The sequence below is a fragment of the Acinetobacter sp. DSM 11652 genome, assembly GCF_900109815.1.
Taxonomy (GTDB): domain Bacteria; phylum Pseudomonadota; class Gammaproteobacteria; order Pseudomonadales; family Moraxellaceae; genus Acinetobacter.
On the sequence record NZ_FOBK01000013.1, the window covers coordinates 47,789 to 66,823 of the forward strand.

General features: G+C 35.1%; 18 protein-coding genes. 10 read left to right on the forward strand and 8 right to left on the reverse strand.

The genetic code is table 11. The annotated features are described in order from the left end of the window. Positions 1 to 1,131: 1,131 nt before the first annotated feature. Entirely contained in the window at positions 1,132 to 2,121 is a 990-nt protein-coding gene (locus tag BMW42_RS12395) for a hypothetical protein (protein WP_092768234.1), read from the forward strand. On the opposite strand, the gene BMW42_RS12400 is transcribed toward BMW42_RS12395, so the two are convergent. Then, a complete protein-coding gene (locus tag BMW42_RS12400) occupies positions 2,108 to 3,466 on the reverse strand; it encodes an LlaJI family restriction endonuclease (RefSeq protein ID WP_092768236.1) in 1,359 nt (452 codons plus the stop codon). The genes BMW42_RS12395 and BMW42_RS12400 overlap by 14 nt on opposite strands. 10 nt (positions 3,467 to 3,476) lie before the next feature. After that, positions 3,477 to 4,859, reverse strand: coding sequence for an AAA family ATPase (locus BMW42_RS12405; RefSeq protein WP_092768238.1), 1,383 nt, complete (start codon positions 4,857 to 4,859; stop codon positions 3,477 to 3,479). 79 nt (positions 4,860 to 4,938) lie between these two features. Here BMW42_RS12405 and dcm point away from each other — a divergent pair, with 79 nt between their 5' ends. Beyond that, positions 4,939 to 6,234: a DNA (cytosine-5-)-methyltransferase gene (gene dcm / locus BMW42_RS12410; protein ID WP_213032620.1), complete on the forward strand. Its 1,296-nt coding sequence runs from the start codon at positions 4,939 to 4,941 to the stop codon at positions 6,232 to 6,234. On the opposite strand, the gene BMW42_RS12415 is transcribed toward dcm, so the two are convergent. Next, a complete protein-coding gene (locus BMW42_RS12415) occupies positions 6,226 to 7,191 on the reverse strand; it encodes a hypothetical protein (RefSeq protein ID WP_092768242.1) in 966 nt (321 codons plus the stop codon). The two genes, dcm and BMW42_RS12415, sit on opposite strands and share 9 nt — an antisense overlap. 227 nt (positions 7,192 to 7,418) lie before the next feature. On the opposite strand from BMW42_RS12415, the gene BMW42_RS12420 reads away from it, so the two are divergent. The 3 genes from BMW42_RS12420 (at position 7,419) to BMW42_RS12430 (ending at position 10,342) form a co-directional block, all read left to right on the forward strand. After that, entirely contained in the window at positions 7,419 to 8,462 is a 1,044-nt protein-coding gene (locus BMW42_RS12420) for a hypothetical protein (RefSeq protein WP_092768244.1), read from the forward strand. A 119-nt stretch (positions 8,463 to 8,581) separates the two neighbouring features. Further along, the gene (locus tag BMW42_RS12425) at positions 8,582 to 8,872 is read left to right on the forward strand and encodes a helix-turn-helix transcriptional regulator (RefSeq protein WP_092768246.1); all 291 of its coding nucleotides are present in this window, start codon (positions 8,582 to 8,584) and stop codon (positions 8,870 to 8,872) included. An 18-nt stretch (positions 8,873 to 8,890) separates the two neighbouring features. Then, on the forward strand, positions 8,891 to 10,342 hold the full coding sequence (locus BMW42_RS12430) for a DUF3987 domain-containing protein (RefSeq protein ID WP_092768248.1): 1,452 nt from the start codon (positions 8,891 to 8,893) through the stop codon (positions 10,340 to 10,342). 635 nt (positions 10,343 to 10,977) lie between these two features. Here BMW42_RS12430 and BMW42_RS14880 read toward each other — a convergent pair. Continuing rightward, positions 10,978 to 11,226, reverse strand: a complete 249-nt coding sequence (locus tag BMW42_RS14880; protein WP_228143130.1) for a hypothetical protein — start codon at positions 11,224 to 11,226, stop codon at positions 10,978 to 10,980. A 536-nt stretch (positions 11,227 to 11,762) separates the two neighbouring features. On the opposite strand from BMW42_RS14880, the gene BMW42_RS12445 reads away from it, so the two are divergent. The 3 genes from BMW42_RS12445 to BMW42_RS14985 are packed head-to-tail and all read left to right on the forward strand — an operon-like array spanning position 11,763 to position 12,321. Then, complete coding sequence (locus BMW42_RS12445) at positions 11,763 to 11,942, forward strand: hypothetical protein (RefSeq protein WP_092768250.1); 180 nt, start codon at positions 11,763 to 11,765, stop codon at positions 11,940 to 11,942. Then, a complete protein-coding gene (locus tag BMW42_RS12450) occupies positions 11,890 to 12,204 on the forward strand; it encodes a transposase (RefSeq protein ID WP_092768252.1) in 315 nt (104 codons plus the stop codon). The genes BMW42_RS12445 and BMW42_RS12450 overlap by 53 nt, the downstream gene beginning before the upstream one ends. A 3-nt stretch (positions 12,205 to 12,207) precedes the next feature. After that, a complete protein-coding gene (locus tag BMW42_RS14985; RefSeq protein WP_416224330.1) occupies positions 12,208 to 12,321 on the forward strand; it encodes a hypothetical protein in 114 nt (37 codons plus the stop codon). Between the two features lie 178 nt (positions 12,322 to 12,499). On the opposite strand, the gene BMW42_RS12455 is transcribed toward BMW42_RS14985, so the two are convergent. The 4 genes from BMW42_RS12455 to BMW42_RS12470 all read right to left on the reverse strand — a co-directional run bounded on the left by BMW42_RS12455 (position 12,500) and on the right by BMW42_RS12470 (position 16,351). After that, the gene (locus tag BMW42_RS12455; protein ID WP_092768254.1) at positions 12,500 to 13,219 is read right to left on the reverse strand and encodes a PqiC family protein; all 720 of its coding nucleotides are present in this window, start codon (positions 13,217 to 13,219) and stop codon (positions 12,500 to 12,502) included. After that, entirely contained in the window at positions 13,206 to 14,855 is a 1,650-nt protein-coding gene (locus tag BMW42_RS12460; protein ID WP_092768256.1) for a PqiB family protein, read from the reverse strand. Before BMW42_RS12460 ends, BMW42_RS12455 begins: the two co-directional genes overlap by 14 nt. 93 nt (positions 14,856 to 14,948) lie before the next feature. Then, on the reverse strand, positions 14,949 to 15,683 hold the full coding sequence (locus BMW42_RS12465; protein WP_092768280.1) for a paraquat-inducible protein A: 735 nt from the start codon (positions 15,681 to 15,683) through the stop codon (positions 14,949 to 14,951). A gap of 35 nt (positions 15,684 to 15,718) precedes the next feature. Then, complete coding sequence (locus BMW42_RS12470) at positions 15,719 to 16,351, reverse strand: paraquat-inducible protein A (protein ID WP_228143131.1); 633 nt, start codon at positions 16,349 to 16,351, stop codon at positions 15,719 to 15,721. Positions 16,352 to 16,774: 423 nt separating this feature from the next. Here BMW42_RS12470 and BMW42_RS12480 point away from each other — a divergent pair, with 423 nt between their 5' ends. Together BMW42_RS12480 and BMW42_RS12485 are read left to right on the forward strand one after the other, a co-directional pair. Continuing rightward, positions 16,775 to 17,749 carry an acyl-CoA desaturase gene (locus BMW42_RS12480; RefSeq protein WP_092768262.1) on the forward strand — a complete coding sequence of 325 codons (975 nt, stop codon included), beginning with the start codon at positions 16,775 to 16,777 and terminating at the stop codon, positions 17,747 to 17,749. After that, positions 17,746 to 19,032: an NAD(P)/FAD-dependent oxidoreductase gene (locus BMW42_RS12485; protein WP_092768264.1), complete on the forward strand. Its 1,287-nt coding sequence runs from the start codon at positions 17,746 to 17,748 to the stop codon at positions 19,030 to 19,032. The genes BMW42_RS12480 and BMW42_RS12485 overlap by 4 nt, the downstream gene beginning before the upstream one ends. Positions 19,033 to 19,035 lie beyond the last annotated feature (3 nt).

Below are 19,035 nucleotides of genomic sequence, written 5' to 3' on the forward strand. Positions count from 1 at the left end.
CCCACACTATATAAATTGACAGACCTTTAACCAATTTAAGTCCTTCATACAGTGCTTCCCAAGTTATTTCAAAGTGTCTTAATGTGCAGACCGTTTATCCTCTCGCTTGCATACATACTTCCTGTTTCCCCCAACCGTAGTTCCTTAGTTTTATCGGGATATGATGTATACATAACTTTATAAAGGGTAAAACTCTTACACTCCAATCAGCATCTATCGATTAATGCCGTTACACGTTTAAGCTATCCAGCGACCCATTTAGCTTGCGCCAAATGGTGCCAACTTCTCCACCGTTAGGCTCGAAGTCCTAGTACCTCACGGTACTCTCAGCAGCCATCGTGATTGGAAATGAGCATACTTTTCGCAAGTTGTTCACTTGCCTCGATCAAGCATACACACTCAGCTATTAACGGAGACTATCGCACATCCTATGCTGCTCCTGACTGTATCACCTTGAACAGGGTTTCAATTCAAAACCAAAGTTTTAAATCTAATCTGGCTATTCCTAACCAAATGACCATTTCGGAATAAATTCCTTATAGGCTCCCTTGTCCTTGTCGCCCAACAACTTTATATGCGATGCATATAGGAACTCTTAAATCCAAGTTGAGTGAACGGATAGAAGAAGAGCATTGCAGCTCTCCAGCCCCCGTTGCAACGTACCGAGCGAGGTTTCCCCAGCAGTCCGCTACATCGGCAGTACAAGAATGGTTAGTTCAGGTACTCACGGCAATATGTATCAAAGTTTTGAATGGTGGTCTTAAACCCATCCAGAACTTCAATGAAGAAAATTAAGGATGGATGGTCAGTCCACAATTCGATTGATGACTACATATTAGTACATTTAATTTTATATATCAATATTATTGATAATAAATTTAAAATGATATAAATTTAACTAATGAAGTTTGTGTCGTCATTAGGAACTACTTAATTGCCACCTTACAAAGTGAGGTGATCATTCATAAAGCTATGGCTCTGCCATAGCGGTTTTTGAGCAAAGCTCAAAAGTAAAAACACCTTAATTGAGACAATTTCTATTGTTGACTGACACAAATGCAGAGACGGGATTCCACAGGGAAAAAGTGGATTGTTGATTTACAGCAGAAATGTATTGTTGGATGACAAAAGATGATTGATTACAGCCCTCATACGAAATACACAGCACAGAAAATTCAGGATAAAGTCACGCGTGGTGCTTACTTCTATTCATCATTTAGTATCGATAATGGAATCGGTTCAACTACCAATATTGAGAAGCTGATCAATAAACTGACCATCAGGTATGGTTTGAATTTAACAAGTCGGCAGAGGAATTATCGTCTTAAGACTGGCAAGCCTATTGCAGATCTGATTGTACAAGATGTTATCTATGAAAATAGATGGCAATTCATTTTGCTCATTACCACACCTAACAGCCATAAGCATAGTAAGCAACCTGATGCTTCTAATAATCGATTAGAGCAGACCTGCAAAGAGAAAATTTTTGAAGTGGAGAATATGGCATTTGATAAAGAAGGTGTTCATTCAGAAATCAATTTGATTCATGATTACTTTAAAGATGAAGAGCCTTTCCAATTTGTGATGAACAGACCATATCTTGATTTAGATTTTGCTGGTTGTTCAGCAGAGCTTGTTAGAATGACCCATAAAAAATATAAATCCAATTCCGATAAATTTTATAAAACGCCAAGTAAACCCTTTAGTTGGACTTGGAGGTGGAAGAAAGAAGTTGTAGCTAGAAAGAAGACAGACTTAGTGAATATTATTAACCGCTATGTATCACAGTCTAATAAAGCGAAATCAATTGAAGATGTTGTTAAATGGCAGTCATACTTTCAAACTTTTGCTGTTTTTAGAGGAATGAGACAGCAAGTGGGACGACTTTATACATTGGGGAAGCTGTTTTTATATAGTCGTGGTAAGCAAAGATGGGACGATGCAAATTTGCCTACTTTGAAACTCTATTTTGCTCCACGCTATGAAACATATGCGGAAAGTTACGATGAATATTGTTTGAGAAGGGAGATTTATATTAATTACGATATAGAACTACCTAGGGAGCTAGCTCAAAATCGTAATTGGTTTGAAATTGATAATTTTCTTTCTAGATATACGTGAGATCTATCTTTTGATGATTAGTATATAAATCCATAATTTTTAATGGGCAAACATACTTACACTCAATTTCAGGAAAATCTTTATCTTGGAACTGAATGTAATCTGAATTAATAAAAAAACTTCTAGAAGCAGTAATTTTTTTTGGATCAATAGAGGATACTTCAAATTTAAATGTAGCAAGTTTAGGTATTGGTTTAAGAACTTTAACCATTCTAACTTTATTAAAATGATGGGTAGAACCTGGGAAGATTAATATATTTTTGATTGAATAGTTTGAGTACTTTGGAAGAGTTTTAAGTGCTTTCTCATAGAAAAATTGTTTGACTAAATCACCCCAACCAGGTGCATTGTCGATTGAAGATGCTTGGTAATATTTTGCATCTATAATGGTTGCTGATTTAGCTAATTCATCCACAATACAAATATCTGTTCTCATACCACCTTTAATTGTTGATGTATTTACTGCTCCTTTCGTTATATACATTGGTTTAGGCAGTAAGTAGTTTAGGTCAATCGTATTGTTGAGAGTTTCAGCTAGCATATGTTCCCAAGTATAGTGAAACTTTGTGACACCAATAATTGTACTTTTATTATCTGTCACATAAGAATTTTTTAAAAAATCAATGAGTAGTCTTAATAATCTCATGGATCGGTTGTTATATTGATTTTTTAATTCTGACTTTAATACTTTGATCTTAGTGGCTATATTTAGCTTTGAAGCATTTGCATGCTTAATGTTATAAGGTGTTTTTTTGAGTTTAGGGTCGAAGAATAAGTTATCTTCAAAAATTTGCTGTAGCACACCGACATGAATCTTAGTGACTTCATCATCATATTGATTAATGTTCTTAGAGTAATAGTCTAAATAGATAGGTGAGTTATTCTTGTCTGGGAATATAGAGCCTTTGTTTAGGGTCACTCTCCAATCAATTTTTCCTCTATTTTTCTTTAAAGCATCTTGCTTGGAAAAAAAAAGACCGTGTTCTAAGTAGTCAGCGAGTATCTGTCTACGAAATTCAAGTTGGTCAAGACCAACCATGTCACTAAGTTGGAATTCATCTTCAGGATGAAATACTTTATTTTTTGTATGATTGAAAAATCTATGTAATGCAGAGATAAGGATTTTTGCATAGTTATATACATCATACTTAATAAGGTTGATATCAGAAGATCTAGGGAAAAAGATATATTTTTTCCCTTCTAGAAGAATGACGCCACAAAATGAAACACGTTGGTTTTCCCTAGAGCTTGTGAGCTGATTTTTAACAATAAAATTTTCTATTTGCAGAGGGAGTGATTTAACACTGCATCTATCAAAAAAGACTTCTATATTTTTTAAAGACATTTTATATCAATTATTTAAGTGAATCAGAAAAGCTAGAATTAAATATAATTTCGTCATTATTTAGTTTTGAAATGAGTTGCCCATATGTCTTGATCTCACTACTAAATAGTTCAGATTTTCCTTCATGTCGTAATACGTCATCCCATAAGTACATGAGGATTTTACTTCCTAAAGTATCTTTCGCTTTATCTGATGTAGATATTTCTTCATCTTTTACAAACCAAGGTCCTAAGTGCCGATCCTCTGGTATCTCTAAGTTGGCTAAGAAATCGTTTATATGTTTTGCAAGGGCTTCCCAAGTTACAGTTATATCGCCAATGGACCGTTTAATTAAAAAATTGCCTTTAGCACATGTTGTAAAGTCGATAGGTTTATATACATATTTCCATCGGCGTTTGAAGGCTGTATCCATAGGTTCAACAGCTTGGTCACTTGTATTCATTGTGGCTAAAATACTTAAATTTTTAGGTATTTTGATTAGATTGTTTGTTAAAGGTGTTAATAAGTTTTCTGCAAAAACTTTAAGTAAATCTTGATCATTAATTTTTATTGAGTATTTACTTTCACCATTTTCTCGATCTAATAGTTGAAATATTTCTCCGAAAACTGCAGCACTTTTAGCTCGGTTAATTTCCTCTATTACTAAGTAGTAGTGATGTTCTGGATCATTTAATGCTTTGATAAGCATTTCTGTGAAAGGACCGACTTGAAAGTTATATTCGATTCCATCGTCGCCCATAGTGGGTTTTAGACATCCAACAAAATCTGAATAATAGGTTTCAGCATGAAAAACGGTTCTAACTGAATTATTCTCATCAATCAAATCATCAATTGCTTTACTTTTACCTGTCCCAGGTGCACCAAAGTAGATAATATTTTCACCGAATTCAAGGTGAGGAGTCGTACTCAATGATGGAATAATTTTTTTTGATATGTGAGCAGGAGAAGTTGTCAGAGTAGAAGGATTAGTTAAAGTTGTAATCATGCTCTCAAGTACAGAAATTACGTTATCTATATTTGAAGCTGTTAAGTCCATTTTTTTTTCAATATAAGGTACTTTATTCACCGCACTTATAAACTTACTAATTACCGTATACAAAGGTAAGGTTTGTACAGTAGATAAAGCTTTAGCAGCATCATCAGTTAAGTAGGTTGATAAATTATCTCTCCAATCTTTTTCAATATAATCACTAATAGATTGAAAAATAGATAAATTATGTTTTATATCATCAAAAATAGATTTAAGTACCACAATTGAAATATCGAAAAATTTCAGCCCCCTAGCTCCAGTATTTGAGAATCTTATTGTTGGGGAAATATCTAAGGCACTAATTTCCATATTGCTTTCAAAGCTTTGTATTTCATTTATCAAATTTGTAAGGTTAGTAGTCATTACTTTGCCAGATTTTATATTGCAATTAGTAGTAGACAATGTTTAAATTATCACCGGGTAAAAAAACGGATAAGTTTTGGTGAAATTTGAAACATTGGATATACGATCTTATATCATTGATAAACGAAAGAAAATGGGATTGTCTCCTACGGAGTTCGCTTTACTTCTTGATATGAAAGAAAGTGGAGAAAGAACTGTTAGAGGTTGGGAGTCTGGTGAACATAAACCAACTGCTGCTAAGTGGGAGAAAATCCTAGCATTACCTGATCGAATGCCGTTCAAACAAAAAGAAGATGGTTCTTATAAGTTCACTTTTATTGACTTATTTGCAGGTATTGGCGGTATCCGCTTACCCTTTCAAAAATTAAAAGGTAAATGTGTTTTTAGCTCAGAATGGGATAAGTTTGCACAGAAAACTTACGCTGCAAATTATGGAGAATTACCATCTGGCGATATTACGCAAGTGATTGCTAGTGATATTCCTGATCATGATATTTTGATGGGTGGGTTTCCTTGCCAAGCATTTTCACAGGCAGGTAAAAAACAGGGCTTCCAAGATACTCGTGGAACTATGTTTTTTGAGATTCAACGAATACTTGTTGAAAAAAGACCTAAAGCTTTTTTATTGGAGAATGTTAAACAGCTTCAAAATCACGATAAAGGACGAACGCTTCAGACGATCTTGGAGATTTTGCGTGGAGAATTCTCAGAACAAGCTGATTTAGAAATTGATCTTTCAGAAGAAACAAAAAAAGCACTATCCGAGAAATTAAATTATTGGGTTGATTTTAAAGTACTTAGAGCTGCTGATTTTGGGGTTCCACAAAACAGAGAACGTGTATTCTTGGTTGGTTTTGATCGTGATTATTTTGGTCCTAACTGTGATTTTGATAAGCTGTTTAAATGGCCTGTGCCTCCTAAATTTCCTACACGTTTAGGAGATATTCTTGAAGACTTATCAAATATTTCTCATCAAGATGATTGCTACACAATTTCGGATAAGCTTTGGGAAGGGCATCAGCGTAGAAAATTAGAGCATGGTGTTAAAGGTAATGGTTTTGGGTACACACTCTATAATCATGATAGTCCTTACACAAATACATTAAGTGCTCGCTACTATAAGGATGGTTCAGAAATTTTGATTTCACAAGAAGACTTAGGGAAAAATCCTAGAAAATTAACGCCTAGAGAATGTGCTAGGTTGCAAGGTTTTCCTGAAGACTTCATTGTGGATGCAGTTTCTCAAGGCCAAATCTATAAGCAGTTTGGTAATTCTGTATGTGTAAAAGTCATTGAAGCATTAGCAAAGCAGATGGTTGAGTGTTTAGAAGCAGCCGAGACTATTTCTAAAAACTCACAAATAGAACTACTTTAGGTCTTTAAAGTATTCGTATGGGCATATCTGTGTCGGATATTGCCCATTTTCAAATCCCATGCCAGACCCACCTTGGATCATTGATGATGCTAAATTCTTCTTAAAATTATCTAATTCAATAATTTTCCATGATAAAAAATTACGATCTTTCTGATTATCAATCTGCCTGACTATATAGTAAATGGGGAATCTAGTAGAAGATTTTAATTTGGAAAGATCTGCTATTCTTTCAACATCCATACCAAAACCTTGAGGCGGTCTTTTACTTTTATCCTTCTCTTTGATTTCTAAAAGCGCATATGTTTTCAATTTTTTACTATAGATGATAGCGTCAATATCGCTAGGTATTCCGTGTTCTCTAGAGTAACCAATATAACCATCAAAGATCAGTCGTTGGACATACAAGTCTAATACATGCTTATATTCATAACTCGACATTTTTCTATGCCACTTCTCAATAACTGAAGATGGAATAGCTCTAGAATGTGTTCTATTTTGTTTTAAAGGGAAAAGGTTTAAAAACTCGGAAAAAGGTATAGATATGAATTTAGAATTTATTGGATCAAATTTAAAAACATTAAGATCAGGAACTTGAAGTGTAACACCTTCTAAAACATCTTCGTATGAATGCCATCTAGAAAAACTGACTTCATTATTCCAATTAATAAAATACATTGAGTCACAGGGTAAGTGGTTTAAATAATTATAAATTTGAATATATTCCTGTGGGCTATCAGGACTTATTGTGAAATAGATAGGTTGCTCAATAGATCTAGATCCTACAGTACGAGGTAGTAAGTATCCACCTGTAAAGACAGTGGCAGATCCTCTATAGTTGCTAAGCCACTCTTGAAAGCTAAGTTCACCAATAAAGCCTTTATATCTACTTTCATATTGTTTATCGCCGAGGACGTTTTTGGCAAGGACTGAATGTAATGACTCTAATAAGTTTTTCATTTTTTTTGCTGTTTAAAAGTTCAAGTTATTATTTCTTAAACAATCGATTACATCAAGGTTAGAGAAATGAAATGGGAAGTGTATTCGTCAGTTCACTGATTGGTTTAGCAATTTTTAACTCTATGCTGAAAGTTACTATGAGTACTGTTTACGAAGAGATACTTATATAAACTTTGATTTTGAATTACCAAGAGAAATTATCTTAATAAATGACTGGAATATCATTAATGAATATCTTAAATGACATGGAAAAGCTGTTTAAATGTAATACAAAAAATAAGACAATTTTGTATTTATACTTGTCATTTATATATATACATGTTGATTCTCCCGTGATAGCTGAAAAAATTGATATTGAAGATAATTTTGTAAAAGCAAGAAATATAATTTTCAAGGAATTGATTGATAATTTCTCTTTTAATCATGTGGCGTTAATAATTACAGATAGAAAGGAATGCCCATTCATAGATTTAGGAAAGTCTGGATTAGAAAATATTAATTTTTTTTATGAGAATATTAAATTACTAAAGGAATCTGGCTATAAGCAAATGAACCAAATTTGTAGAAAAATAAGAGAAAATATTTTATGCTTTGAATCCATTTTTTTGTCAGAGATAATTCGTCAATCATATGATATTAAGAAAGGAAATTTATTTAAGTTGTTAGTGTTAGAGTTTGTTATTCAAGCAGTTTATTTATGTGATTATTTATTTGCTCAAAAGAAAACTCATGAAATGAGAGTATTAAATAAAATTTCTATTGATTTCTTTGACGAAATTAAGAGTTTTCTTATTAATTTTGATTATAAAATAAATATAATTTCTTCTAATTATGCTGATTTAACAAAAAATTGTATAAATCAAAGAAAAAAATCAGTTATTGAAGATCGTAAAATGAAATCTTTAAATATAATTAAAGGTGATAAAATAAGAAATTATGAGTCAAATATATATTTATTATCTAATAGAATAAATGAAATGTACGAAGATAATAAAAAGTATCCTGAAGTTGTAAAACTATTTAAAAAAAACTTATGTGATAGAAAAGTAATTACATCAAAAGATTATTTAGATGAAATAATTACTAAGGCAATTGATCAAACTAAAAATCTTTATTGGAACAATAATAAAGAAAATGTTGTTCCATCAGAATTAAGAAAAGTTTTAGAGCAGTGGATAGCTACAGAATTTAAAGGTTTTTGTGAAAGGAAAGGTATTAAATTTCACAATATGATTTCAGTTTTTATTATGCAATGTAAAGCCAAGTTATAAATCATTTAAAAACAGTGGTTTGTATTTTGTTTTTAACGTGACTGTCTATTGATGTCTAGTTAAGACAAAGTTTCTTATGTAGTTTTAGTGAGAACGTTTGGAACTCAAAGAGATGTAAAATGGCTGATAGAAATACATATTCTGAAATAATGAAGTATGAAGATTTATGTAATACTCCTGAAAAAAAACTCAAAGTTTATATTAAAGATGACTTAAATGGCGATTATCGTATTCAGAATGCAAAACCTGCATCAAAAGGTTATTTAAATATAAGTAAAGCAACTCTATTTAGATGGATTAAGGAGGGGAAATTTCCTGAACCAAAAAGATTAAGTCCTAAAGTTGTCGTTTGGTCAAAGTTTGAAATTGATGAATGGCTTGAAAAAAATAATCTTAAGGTTTCTAAATAATTTTTTGGGAATATAGTAATGGAAAATTCTAATCCAAATGATAAATGGAATAAACCAATTCCATTAAAAGCTGATGTTGTTTTAAATCCTGTTCCTTACCCAAAAAAAATGCTACCTGAAGTTATTCATCTAGCAGCTGAAGCAGCTTCTGAGTATGTCCAAGTGCCTTATTTATTAGCAATGCATTGTATTTTGAGTGTAATTTCACATATTGCACAATCTTGTGTTGATGCACCATCATTATTGGACAATGAAAAAGGTATGCCATGTAGTCTATTTTTAATTGCAGAAGGTGGAAGTGGCGTAAGAAAATCTACTTGTTATAACTTAATAGCAAAGCCATTAATGGAAAAGGAAAAGGTTGAAAGCCAGAAGTTTAAAGCCTTAATAAAAGTAACAAGGAAAAAATCAAAAAAATCTGAAAATTTACTTGATGACTTTGAATTAGATATTAAAGATCCAACATGTTTTTTCTCAGATATTACGATTGAAAAATTATTGTCAATGTATATAGAAGATGGACTTGATTTTGCCTCATTAAGTACAGATGAAGCCTCGCAGTTTTTTGAAGGATTCTCGATGAAAAGCGATTCAGCAAGATCAAATTTAGGTGCAATGACTAAAATCTTTGATGCTGGGAAGTGCCAAAAAAAACGTGTAGGAAATAATGGTATTAACACGAGTGATGGTAATGCTTTTGATATACGCCTTACATTTAATTTACTAGGTCAAAGAATAATTTTACAAAATGCTTTACTTAACCCTGTTTTAAGAGATCAAGGTTTCTTACCAAGATTTATATTAAGCATACCCGAATCACTTGAAGGTACTCGTCTCCATACAGTTGAATTTAGGGAAAAACTGAGAACAGCGCATTTAGATCCTAGATTAAATAATTTTTGGAATCGTTGTATGGAGCTTTCTGAAAAATCAAAATCGAATGATGGTTTTGTAGTGCTTCAATTAAGTAAAGATGCTGAAGACATAGATAGGGATTTTTACAATGAATGTGAAATGGAGCTATTGGAAGGTGGTGCATATGAAGAAATTAAATCATTTGCCAATCGTGCAGGTGAAATAAGTAGGCGAGTTGCTACTAATTTAGCTTTTTTTAATAATGAAGATGAAATTAGTAAAGCTATTATGCTAGCTGCTTGTGAAATAGTACGTTATTCATTAAACGAATGGCTTAGATATCCATATATTAGTGATTCGACTTCATCTGATTCTGAGAAGTTAATCAAGTATTTCAAACGTCATTTTTTAAAGCTAAAAAATAAAGATCCTAAAATAGATAAATTTGTGATTGAGAAGTGTGTAGCACAAAAGAGTGCTCCTTCCAATCTTAGGAAGCTTGCTGCTTTTGATCCAGCACTAGACGAGTTAATACGACACAAATATGCCCGAAAATTTAAAATGAATGAGCGTACATATCTTACATTTAATCCTTATATGTTTTCCGAAAGTTGAGATATTGCGATTTTTTGACTTAATCTCATGAAATTAAGCGTTTTGGTGGTGCATTGAAAAAGCGACAAGCTGCGATATTATGATATCGCAGCTTGTCGCTTTTAATTTGCGATTTCTGAATATGGTTTGGATAAGATCTAGGGGTAAAAATCGCAAAATCGCAAAAAATTAGGTGAATTTAATCTTGTTTGATTGTTATTTAATCGTTTGATTCTGTTGGTATAAATTGTTGGTATGATTAAGTTTTCTTAAGTCTAAATATATGATTTAAAATATTTTTGGTACGTGAGTTCGACTCCCGCCATCTCCACCAAAATTCTTGTTATAAAAAAGCCACTTTTTTAAGTGGCTTTTTTATTGCTACATATTTGCCACATTTTCACTCCAGATGATTTTGATTTCGAAGTTTTTAAGCTGCACTTGCCACGCTAAGTTTCGTAATTTCTTGCCAGTTCTATATTCATGCAACCATTTAAAATAGCGTTTGATCAGCATGTATAAGCTATGCTCAAGTTGATCAGAGACAAACATTGGATTTAGACATCCATGAGCAACATCATCACATAAGTATGTCTCGCATTGTATGCAGGGCGATGACGTATAGAACACGATTTCATTGCTTCTACAAGACGCTCTCACGGTGGTTTTTTATTAAATAATGATTCCTTCATCTTGGGACATAGCATTACATAATCTGTTTGGTAGCCTTGATCCTTTTTAAATTGAAGCAAAGCTTTTAAAGCCAAAGTCAAGCGTTCATTCAAATAGACCTCACGAGAAGTATGTGTTTTGGTCACTTTCTTTTCTAAACCACGTACATGACTTTTGTTAACTTTGAATGTGCCCTTGAACCAGTCAATAACACTTTTTCTGAGAGCAATCATTTCTGAAGGTCTACAGCCTGTCCAAAAAGCAAATTCAAAATACTAGCCACAAAATTTATCCTCATCATGTAAGCTTTTGTCGAGCCAAGCTAGTAAGGCTTCCATCTCCTTACGTGTGAAGAGGGCAGGTATTTCTGCCTGAACCTTACGATTCTTAATTGTATGCATAGGATTTGGAGAAATCAGATTATGCTTAACAGCCAATTTAAATACCCCGCTTAGCGTAGTTGCACAGTTATTAAATGTTTTCGCTGTTTGAAAATCACGATCGATGATAGATCTGTTTCATAAATCACAAAACGATCTATCTCTTGCTGATTATTTGTACCGAAAAATTTAAAAATTCATACATAATTTGCGGACTAAAATCATCAACTGAAAGAAACTTTTTGATACACATTTCAAGCGATACACAGGCATCTTATAGTCAACCATTGATTTAATGGTTGAATTACTAAAAATGCTTGTGCCTGCTAAAGGTAGACTATTCAAGTTAAGTGAAGAAAATCAGGCTTTACTCCGTCTGAGCTATTGGCGTGTCAGAGCCTACTGCTTCAAGAATCGTCCGCCACGTAAAGGATTGCCTGATCAAGTCCAATCTATTTAATTTACCCGAGAGTCTGCCTGAAGGCGAAGGTATCGACTGGAATGTGGTGATCGTAGATGCCACAGAAACTCCAACACAAAGACCTAAAAAAACAGAAGAAAAGCTATAGTGGCAAGAAGAAGGCACATACATTTAAAGTTCAAGCCATTATCTATTATAGAACACAGCAATTTCTGAGTTTATGCACGAGTCGTGGTGCTGTACATGATTTCGAGCTTTTCAAACGCAACTTGAATCCGATTCCTAAAGGTGCTTTTATTCATGCAGATGAAGGCTATCAAGGAATCTATGCAATGTATCCAAATAGCTCATTGCCTCTAAAAGCAAAGAGATGCTGCAAACTAGATTCCGAGCTAAAAGTTTACAATTGAGAAATCAATAAAAGAAGAATTGGGATTGAACATGTATTCGGCAGTTTGAAAGCCTTCAAAGTCCTTGCGGCGCGATATCGTAATCGAGTCAAAAGACTAGGTTTAAGATTCAATTAAATTGCTGGAATCTATAACATGGAACTGCATAAAAATGAATTATGAAAGAATTCTATTGTTGAATATCTTTATCTAAAAAATTATATACCAATTTATCAAAGATAGATGTTTTAAATACAACTCAGAGCTTTGCTGTATTCAAAACAGATTCAAAAGAAATCTCAAGTTTTTATGAAAATTAACTACATACCCCACCAGTAATCGGCTGATTCCTATTTTCTAAGTGCTTGACTGAACTTGCAATACTGATTGAAAGTTGATCAATGGCTTTTTGCGAAACAGTGACTAAAGTGTTTAAGTCTCTAGATTTTTGTGGAATTTCTTCATAAAAACTCATCCGACAACTGAGTTGATGACGTTGTGATAATGTTTGAGCGTTTTTGGGTATGGATAAGGGGCGATTGGGATCATCATATCTCAAAGTCCAAGTCGTATTCATGAGTATAAAGCGTTGCTGATTTGATTTTTCGATGAAATCGAAGTTAGAAAAATCTAAGGCAATTCGATAAGCTGCTTGTCCACCAGTCATACCACTATTATAACGATCCACTGCACCTAATGTTTGCTGTAAACGCGCAGAAACAGCATCTCTCAATTCAGCCGACAAAGTAGAAGTCCAACGATCATCGAACAATACTTTAGCCTGCCCATTTTCTTGTTGAATCACCAAGGGAATTCGGTTTAAACGATCAGATAATCCAACAGGAAGCACCTCAATCATCCTCACTTTTTGATTTGACGAAGATGATGTTAGCGTTTGAGTACTCAATGAATAGAACTTAGGCGTAGGGGATGAAGAGCACCCACTGACGATGAGTGCAAACAAACCAACACTCAAGCTTGAAAGGACTTTTAGGTAGCAGCGTTGCTGAGTTTTCAATAATTTATTCTCTGTCATCTTTCTTCGGCTCCGCTGTTTTTCCACGAATCAGTGACTCAGGATTTTGTTCTATTTGATCTGCCATCAACTGTAATGAAGCTGCGGCACGGGTAATTTGTTGTAAAGCACGACGTAGATCTTGTTGTAATGGTGCATCACTTGCCAAGATGGTTTCAGAAGACTGAACTGTTTTACGAACATCATCCAAGGTGGCTTGTAAATTAGGAGCAACTTTGCCATCAAGTTGATCGACCAAACTTTTTGAAGATCGTATAGTTTTGTCTAAGTTTGCCAAGGTTTGACGAACGTCCTGACCAATTTCAACCAATGGAAATTTAGATACATTATCGGCGATTTGGGACACTTGTGCTTGAAGGCCTTTTAATTCTGTTGGAGTTGTTGGAACTTCAACTACACCATCATTTCGACGGATTGCAGTGGCATATTTAGCTTTAGGGAAAAGATCAAAGCTAATGTAGTTTTGACCTGTAAGTAAATTGCCAGTCCGCATTTGAGCTCGCCAACCACGTTCAACAAATTGTTTGAATACTGTACCTTGCGGGTCCAACTCATGACCACCAGCAATACGTGAAGGATAAACTTCAGCATCAACACGCATTCGAATTTGCGAGTGATTATTGTAGAACTCAGTGTTGATTTTTTTCACAGTACCGACTTCGACACCCATGAAATCAATTGGAGCTCCTACTGATAAACCTCGCAATGACTCATTGAAATACATTACGATCCGTCTTGGATTAAGATCAGGCTCTTTAAGCGCAAGCTTTTCAGAGTCAAATAATTCAAATTTCATTTTATTCGGAGCAGGAGCTGCATCAGAATTTTCAGGATAACCAAATGCGATCCCTCCCGAAATGATGCTTGCCAAAGATTGTGTGTTTAAACTAAAGCCCGAAGCATTCAAATTGACATCTACACCACTGGCTTGCCAGAAACGCGCATCTGTGGTGACAAATTTGTCATAAGGTGACTTAATGAAAGTTTGAAGTTCAACGCTTTTTCCATCATCAGCCAGTTGGTATGAGGTTACTTGTCCAACGTTGATTCTTCGATAATAAATAGGTGAACCGAAATCGAGCGAACCTAAATCTTGTGCCTTTAAGAAAAAGATTTTTCCAGGAACATCGGAAGTCACGACGGGTGGAGTTTCTAGCCCTTTAAATGAAGTGGTTTTGACATCTGATTTACCGCTATCTACTTCAATATATGCGCCAGAAAGTAAAGTATCGATACCTGAAACCCCACTTGCACCAATACGTGGTCTCACTACCCAAAAACGTGAATCTTCCGTAGCAAAATTACTGGCATCTTTCCGAAGTTCAATTTTAGCAATGATATGAGACCGATCTTCCGAAAGGTCAATTTCGCGTACTAGACCTACATTGACTTGACGATAACGAACTGTAGTTTTGCCAGCTTCAATGCCTTCTGCAGTCCTAAAAGAAACCTCAATAACAGGACCAGTATTCAAATACGCCTTGAGAGCTAATGAAAATGCAATGAGTAATGCAACAATTGGAATAATCCAAATGAGAGAAGGTTTCCATTTGCTACGTTTCTTATCAGGTACACCGACCTGACTCAGAACTTGTTCATCATGAGGATGACCATTACTCGATTGGTTTTCTGACATAGTTATTGATCTTATTAAATCGTAATGTGGTTGTAGTTTGTACGCTTCATCATATGAATATCAAGCAAGAAGTGAAAGGGTTTTATGTAAATCTCAATGTTCTGTAGCGTCATTTTTTTTTTCATGCTGACTCAGAATTGAAACGTAATAGTTGTCCCAAATGATTCTAGGATCAAAACTCAGTGAGGCTAACATGGTCAAAACCACAACTGCACCAAAAGCGACTGCACCTGTGCCTGCTAAAATAGTTGCCAATGATTGAATTTGGATTAGTGCTGCTAGCATGGCGACAACGAAAACATCAATCATTGACCAACGGCCAATAAACTCCACGACTCTATACATGATCGAGCAATGCTTCGGTGAGAGGTGAATTTTTTTTGAGGCTTGTAAATGTACAGCACTGAGCAGGAGAGCAAGGATGACCAATTTCAGTAGGGGAATAAATATACTGGCAATAAAAATAACGGACGAAACGAAATAGTCACCACTTTTCCAGAAATAGATGACTCCACTCATAATCGTGTCTTGTTGACGACCAAGAATAGATTCTGTAATCGTCATCGGTAAAACATTGGCTGGTATATAAAGAATACTCGCTGCAATTAAATAAGCTAGAGTTCGTTCTAAACTTCGGGTTTTACGGGTATGTAATGGGCTATCACAACGAGTACAGCGGGATTTTCGTGCTTGTTCCATGGCAGACAAGGACGTCATGCGGTTGAGTGTTCCACAACAATGACAAAGTGTGAGCTCAAGATCAATTGCACGCGGTGCAAGCGTTTCTAATGAGACAAGTTTCTGCACAAGGTGTGGCGAATGCTTCATCTGATCGGGTTGATTCGTATGAGTGGAAGTGATGGTCATGAGATTTGATTTCCATCAATTACATTCCATAGATCCTTGATTTTGATTGATACTAAATAGACCAACAAAACACTTAAAATGGCAAATGCCCATAAGGCAATTCCAGGAATCACAACCACCATACCCACTAATTTCACTAAGGTGACCAAAACGCCGATCAGAAAGACTTCAACCATTCCCCAAGCTCTCAATTGAAATAGTGACCGTAATGCGAGTTTAAGTGATGCATACTGTTGGGTTGCAATAACATTTTTATTGAACATGGCCATCAAAAGAATATATCCCATCAGAAGTAAGTAGGCCAAAGGGACAACAAAAGTGGTCATCAGAATAAGAAAGCCTACAAAAGCACGATCTGCCTCGAACATTGCCCAAGCCGCACCCAATAATGTGGTTTCTGAATAAATGCCTTGGAGTTCAACTTTGACAATTGAAAAACTATTGGCAATCGCAAAGATAATTAACGCAGTACAGACTAAGGCCAACAGTGTGTTAAATGTTGGAATTTTACGATAGAGCTCGGAACCGCAAGCCGAACAATAGGCACGTTCATTCTTATATAAATCGGATTTACGAAAGAGCGTATCGCACTCTTCACAAGCAACATAATTTTGATTGATTTGCACCATTCTTACATCAGGAGCGAGTTTAGAATCCGATACAGTTTCTACATTCGTTTCAGACATCGTTGTCTCAACTTTTTCATCAATATTCTTGGTTTTTTATTTCTCCCTATAGTTTATATCTAGATTCAATAGGTTTGCCTATGATTATTTTGTTGAATCGAGATACATACCTTTTTGGTTTGGCTTATCAGTCTGTAGTCATGTAACTCAACGAGGGTATAAAAGGGGTTGAAGTGCTCATTGATCAGCATTTGTGTAGTCAAAATGAGGGTGAGTTAAGTTTATATGATGAAATTAAATTAATATTAAATTCAATGATTCAGCGTGAAATTCAAGATACAGCGTGTGCTTCACATAAATTTCATATATCAAGAAATACACTTTATTTAAATCATAAAGATCGATTGCTTAGTTTGGGATGACTGTATGTTGAAAAGCCTCATGCAATGGCTGGATAGTTGGTCCGTAAGCGTACCACATGATGCATTGACCTCTGAGAGTAAACAGATTCAATGGCTCAGAATAATTCCTTTTATCCTACTGCATCTTGCTTGTCTGGCAGTATTTTGGGTCGGATTTTCTTGGTTTGCTTTTGCATTTATGTTGTTTTTTTATTTTATTCGCATGTTCGCAATCACGGCTTTTTTTCATCGTTATTTGTCACACAAAACTTTTCAAACTTCGAGATGGCTGCAATTTATCTTTATTTTAATTGGCACAATGAGTGCGCAGCGTGGACCATTATGGTGGGCAGCACATCATCGATATCATCATCGTTATACAGATACTCCTCAAGACCCACATTCATCAACGCATGGATTTTGGTATAGCCATGTTGGTTGGTTTTTAAATGAATATAATTTTTCAACGCGTAAAAGTGTCATTAAAGATTGGCTGAAGTTTCCGGAGCTGATTTGGTTAGATCGTTTTAGTTTGATGATCGTCCTAATAACGGCTATCGGAATTTATGGTCTTGGGGAATGGGCTGCTTGGATGTGGCCACATTGGGGAACCAGTGGTTTACAGTTATTGGTATGGGGAGGCGCAATTTCAACTGTTCTGCTTATTCATGCCACATTGTGCATTAACTCACTGGCTCACCATTATGGAAGCCGAGATTTTGAGACGAATGATCATAGTCGCAACAACTTATTTTTATCTCTGATTACACTTGGTGAAGGCTGGCACAACAATCATCATTTTTATGCAGGAAGTACGCGCCAAGGGTTCTATTGGTGGCAGATCGATGTGACCTATTACATCTTAAAATTTATGTCATGGTTCGGCTTGGTTTGGGGAATGAAACCCATACCAGCTCGAGTCTATGAAGCAAGTAAAATTACGCGTTCGAAAAAGACCAAACTCCAACATTCTCAAGTTCAGTCAAAGGAATCAAGATGAAAATTGCAATTATTGGATCGGGTATTTCAGGACTTTATGCAGCTTGGAAGTTGAGTAAGTTGCATGAGGTGACCGTATTTGAAAAGAATAATTATTTTGGGGGACATACTGATACTCATCAATTAAAGATCGATGGTGAGCAAGTTGCAGTGGATAGCGGATTCATTGTTTTTAATGAACACAACTATCCTTTATTTTGTGAGATGTTGAAGGAGCTTGGTGTACAAGCTCAAAGCAGCGATATGGGGTTTTCAGTTAATAATCAGGTCACAGGACTGCAATATAACCCTTCCAAGAAATTCTCATTATTGTTCAAACCACAGAATCTTTTAAAGACCCGCTTTAGAGCGATGCTGTCAGATTTATTCAGATTTTATGCAGCAAATAAAGATCTTGATGTGGATGAGACCGACCCGCATTACACTATTGAGCAATATCTTAACGAGCATGGATACTCGGATGCGTTTAGGCAAGAGCATCTCTATCCGATGTGCGGTGCATTATGGTCATGCCCAGTGGAGCAAGCAGGTCAGATTCCATATAAATTTGTAGTCAGTTTTTTTCAACATCATCGTATGTTGCAACTCAAAGATCGACCACAATGGTTAACCATAAAAGGCGGGTCTTCTAAATATATCCGTGCAATTCAAACTCAAGCAAAGCATATTCAGTTTAAAAAAGTAGAAGTGAAGTCAGTTAAGCGCTCAGCAAATGACGTGAGTATTGAAACGGGGGAGGGAGTTGAACGGTTTGATTGGGTAGTATTTGCAAGTCATGCAGATGACACATTGAAGTTGCTCGCTGAACCAACGTTTAAAGAATCAGAAATATTAGAAAAATTTCAGTATCAAGACAATCATATGGTGTTGCATTCAGATACCAGCATTATGCCAAAATCAAAACGTCAGTGGGCAAGTTGGCATGTGCATGTCACACCGAATAGAGCGGGTCAAGTCACTCCATTTCAGCAAAGTAGTGTCCATTATGGATTTAGTTACTGGATGAATCAGCTACAAAATTTGAAATGTGAAACTCAGATTTTTGCGACATTAAATCCGAATTTTGATTTAGATCCAAACAAAGTCTGGGTTCAGCGTCACTATCGTCATCCTGTATTTAATGCGGAAGCTATTGCAGCTCAGTCAAGATGGTCTGAAATAAACGGTTTAAATCGGACCTATTTTTGTGGTGCTTATTGGGGATGGGGCTTTCATGAAGATGGTGCAAGAAGTGCGTCATGGGTGGTTGAAGCCTTATTAAATTCATCAAATCAAGCCGCTTAGGAG

Bases quoted from the DNA above. Each gene is read 5' to 3' on its own strand.
- BMW42_RS12395 (WP_092768234.1), top strand. From the start codon at position 1,132: ATGATTGATTACAGCCCTCATACGAAATACACAGCACAGAAAATTCAG.
- BMW42_RS12400 (WP_092768236.1), bottom strand. From the start codon at position 3,466: ATGTCTTTAAAAAATATAGAAGTCTTTTTTGATAGATGCAGTGTTAAA.
- BMW42_RS12405 (WP_092768238.1), bottom strand. From the start codon at position 4,859: ATGACTACTAACCTTACAAATTTGATAAATGAAATACAAAGCTTTGAA.
- BMW42_RS12415 (WP_092768242.1), bottom strand. From the start codon at position 7,191: ATGAAAAACTTATTAGAGTCATTACATTCAGTCCTTGCCAAAAACGTC.
- BMW42_RS12420 (WP_092768244.1), top strand. From the start codon at position 7,419: ATGAATATCTTAAATGACATGGAAAAGCTGTTTAAATGTAATACAAAA.
- BMW42_RS12425 (WP_092768246.1), top strand. From the start codon at position 8,582: ATGGCTGATAGAAATACATATTCTGAAATAATGAAGTATGAAGATTTA.
- BMW42_RS12430 (WP_092768248.1), top strand. From the start codon at position 8,891: ATGGAAAATTCTAATCCAAATGATAAATGGAATAAACCAATTCCATTA.
- BMW42_RS14880 (WP_228143130.1), bottom strand. From the start codon at position 11,226: ATGATTGCTCTCAGAAAAAGTGTTATTGACTGGTTCAAGGGCACATTC.
- BMW42_RS12450 (WP_092768252.1), top strand. From the start codon at position 11,890: ATGCCACAGAAACTCCAACACAAAGACCTAAAAAAACAGAAGAAAAGC.
- BMW42_RS12455 (WP_092768254.1), bottom strand. From the start codon at position 13,219: ATGACAGAGAATAAATTATTGAAAACTCAGCAACGCTGCTACCTAAAA.
- BMW42_RS12460 (WP_092768256.1), bottom strand. From the start codon at position 14,855: ATGTCAGAAAACCAATCGAGTAATGGTCATCCTCATGATGAACAAGTT.
- BMW42_RS12465 (WP_092768280.1), bottom strand. From the start codon at position 15,683: ATGAAGCATTCGCCACACCTTGTGCAGAAACTTGTCTCATTAGAAACG.
- BMW42_RS12470 (WP_228143131.1), bottom strand. From the start codon at position 16,351: ATGGTGCAAATCAATCAAAATTATGTTGCTTGTGAAGAGTGCGATACG.
- BMW42_RS12480 (WP_092768262.1), top strand. From the start codon at position 16,775: ATGTTGAAAAGCCTCATGCAATGGCTGGATAGTTGGTCCGTAAGCGTA.
- BMW42_RS12485 (WP_092768264.1), top strand. From the start codon at position 17,746: ATGAAAATTGCAATTATTGGATCGGGTATTTCAGGACTTTATGCAGCT.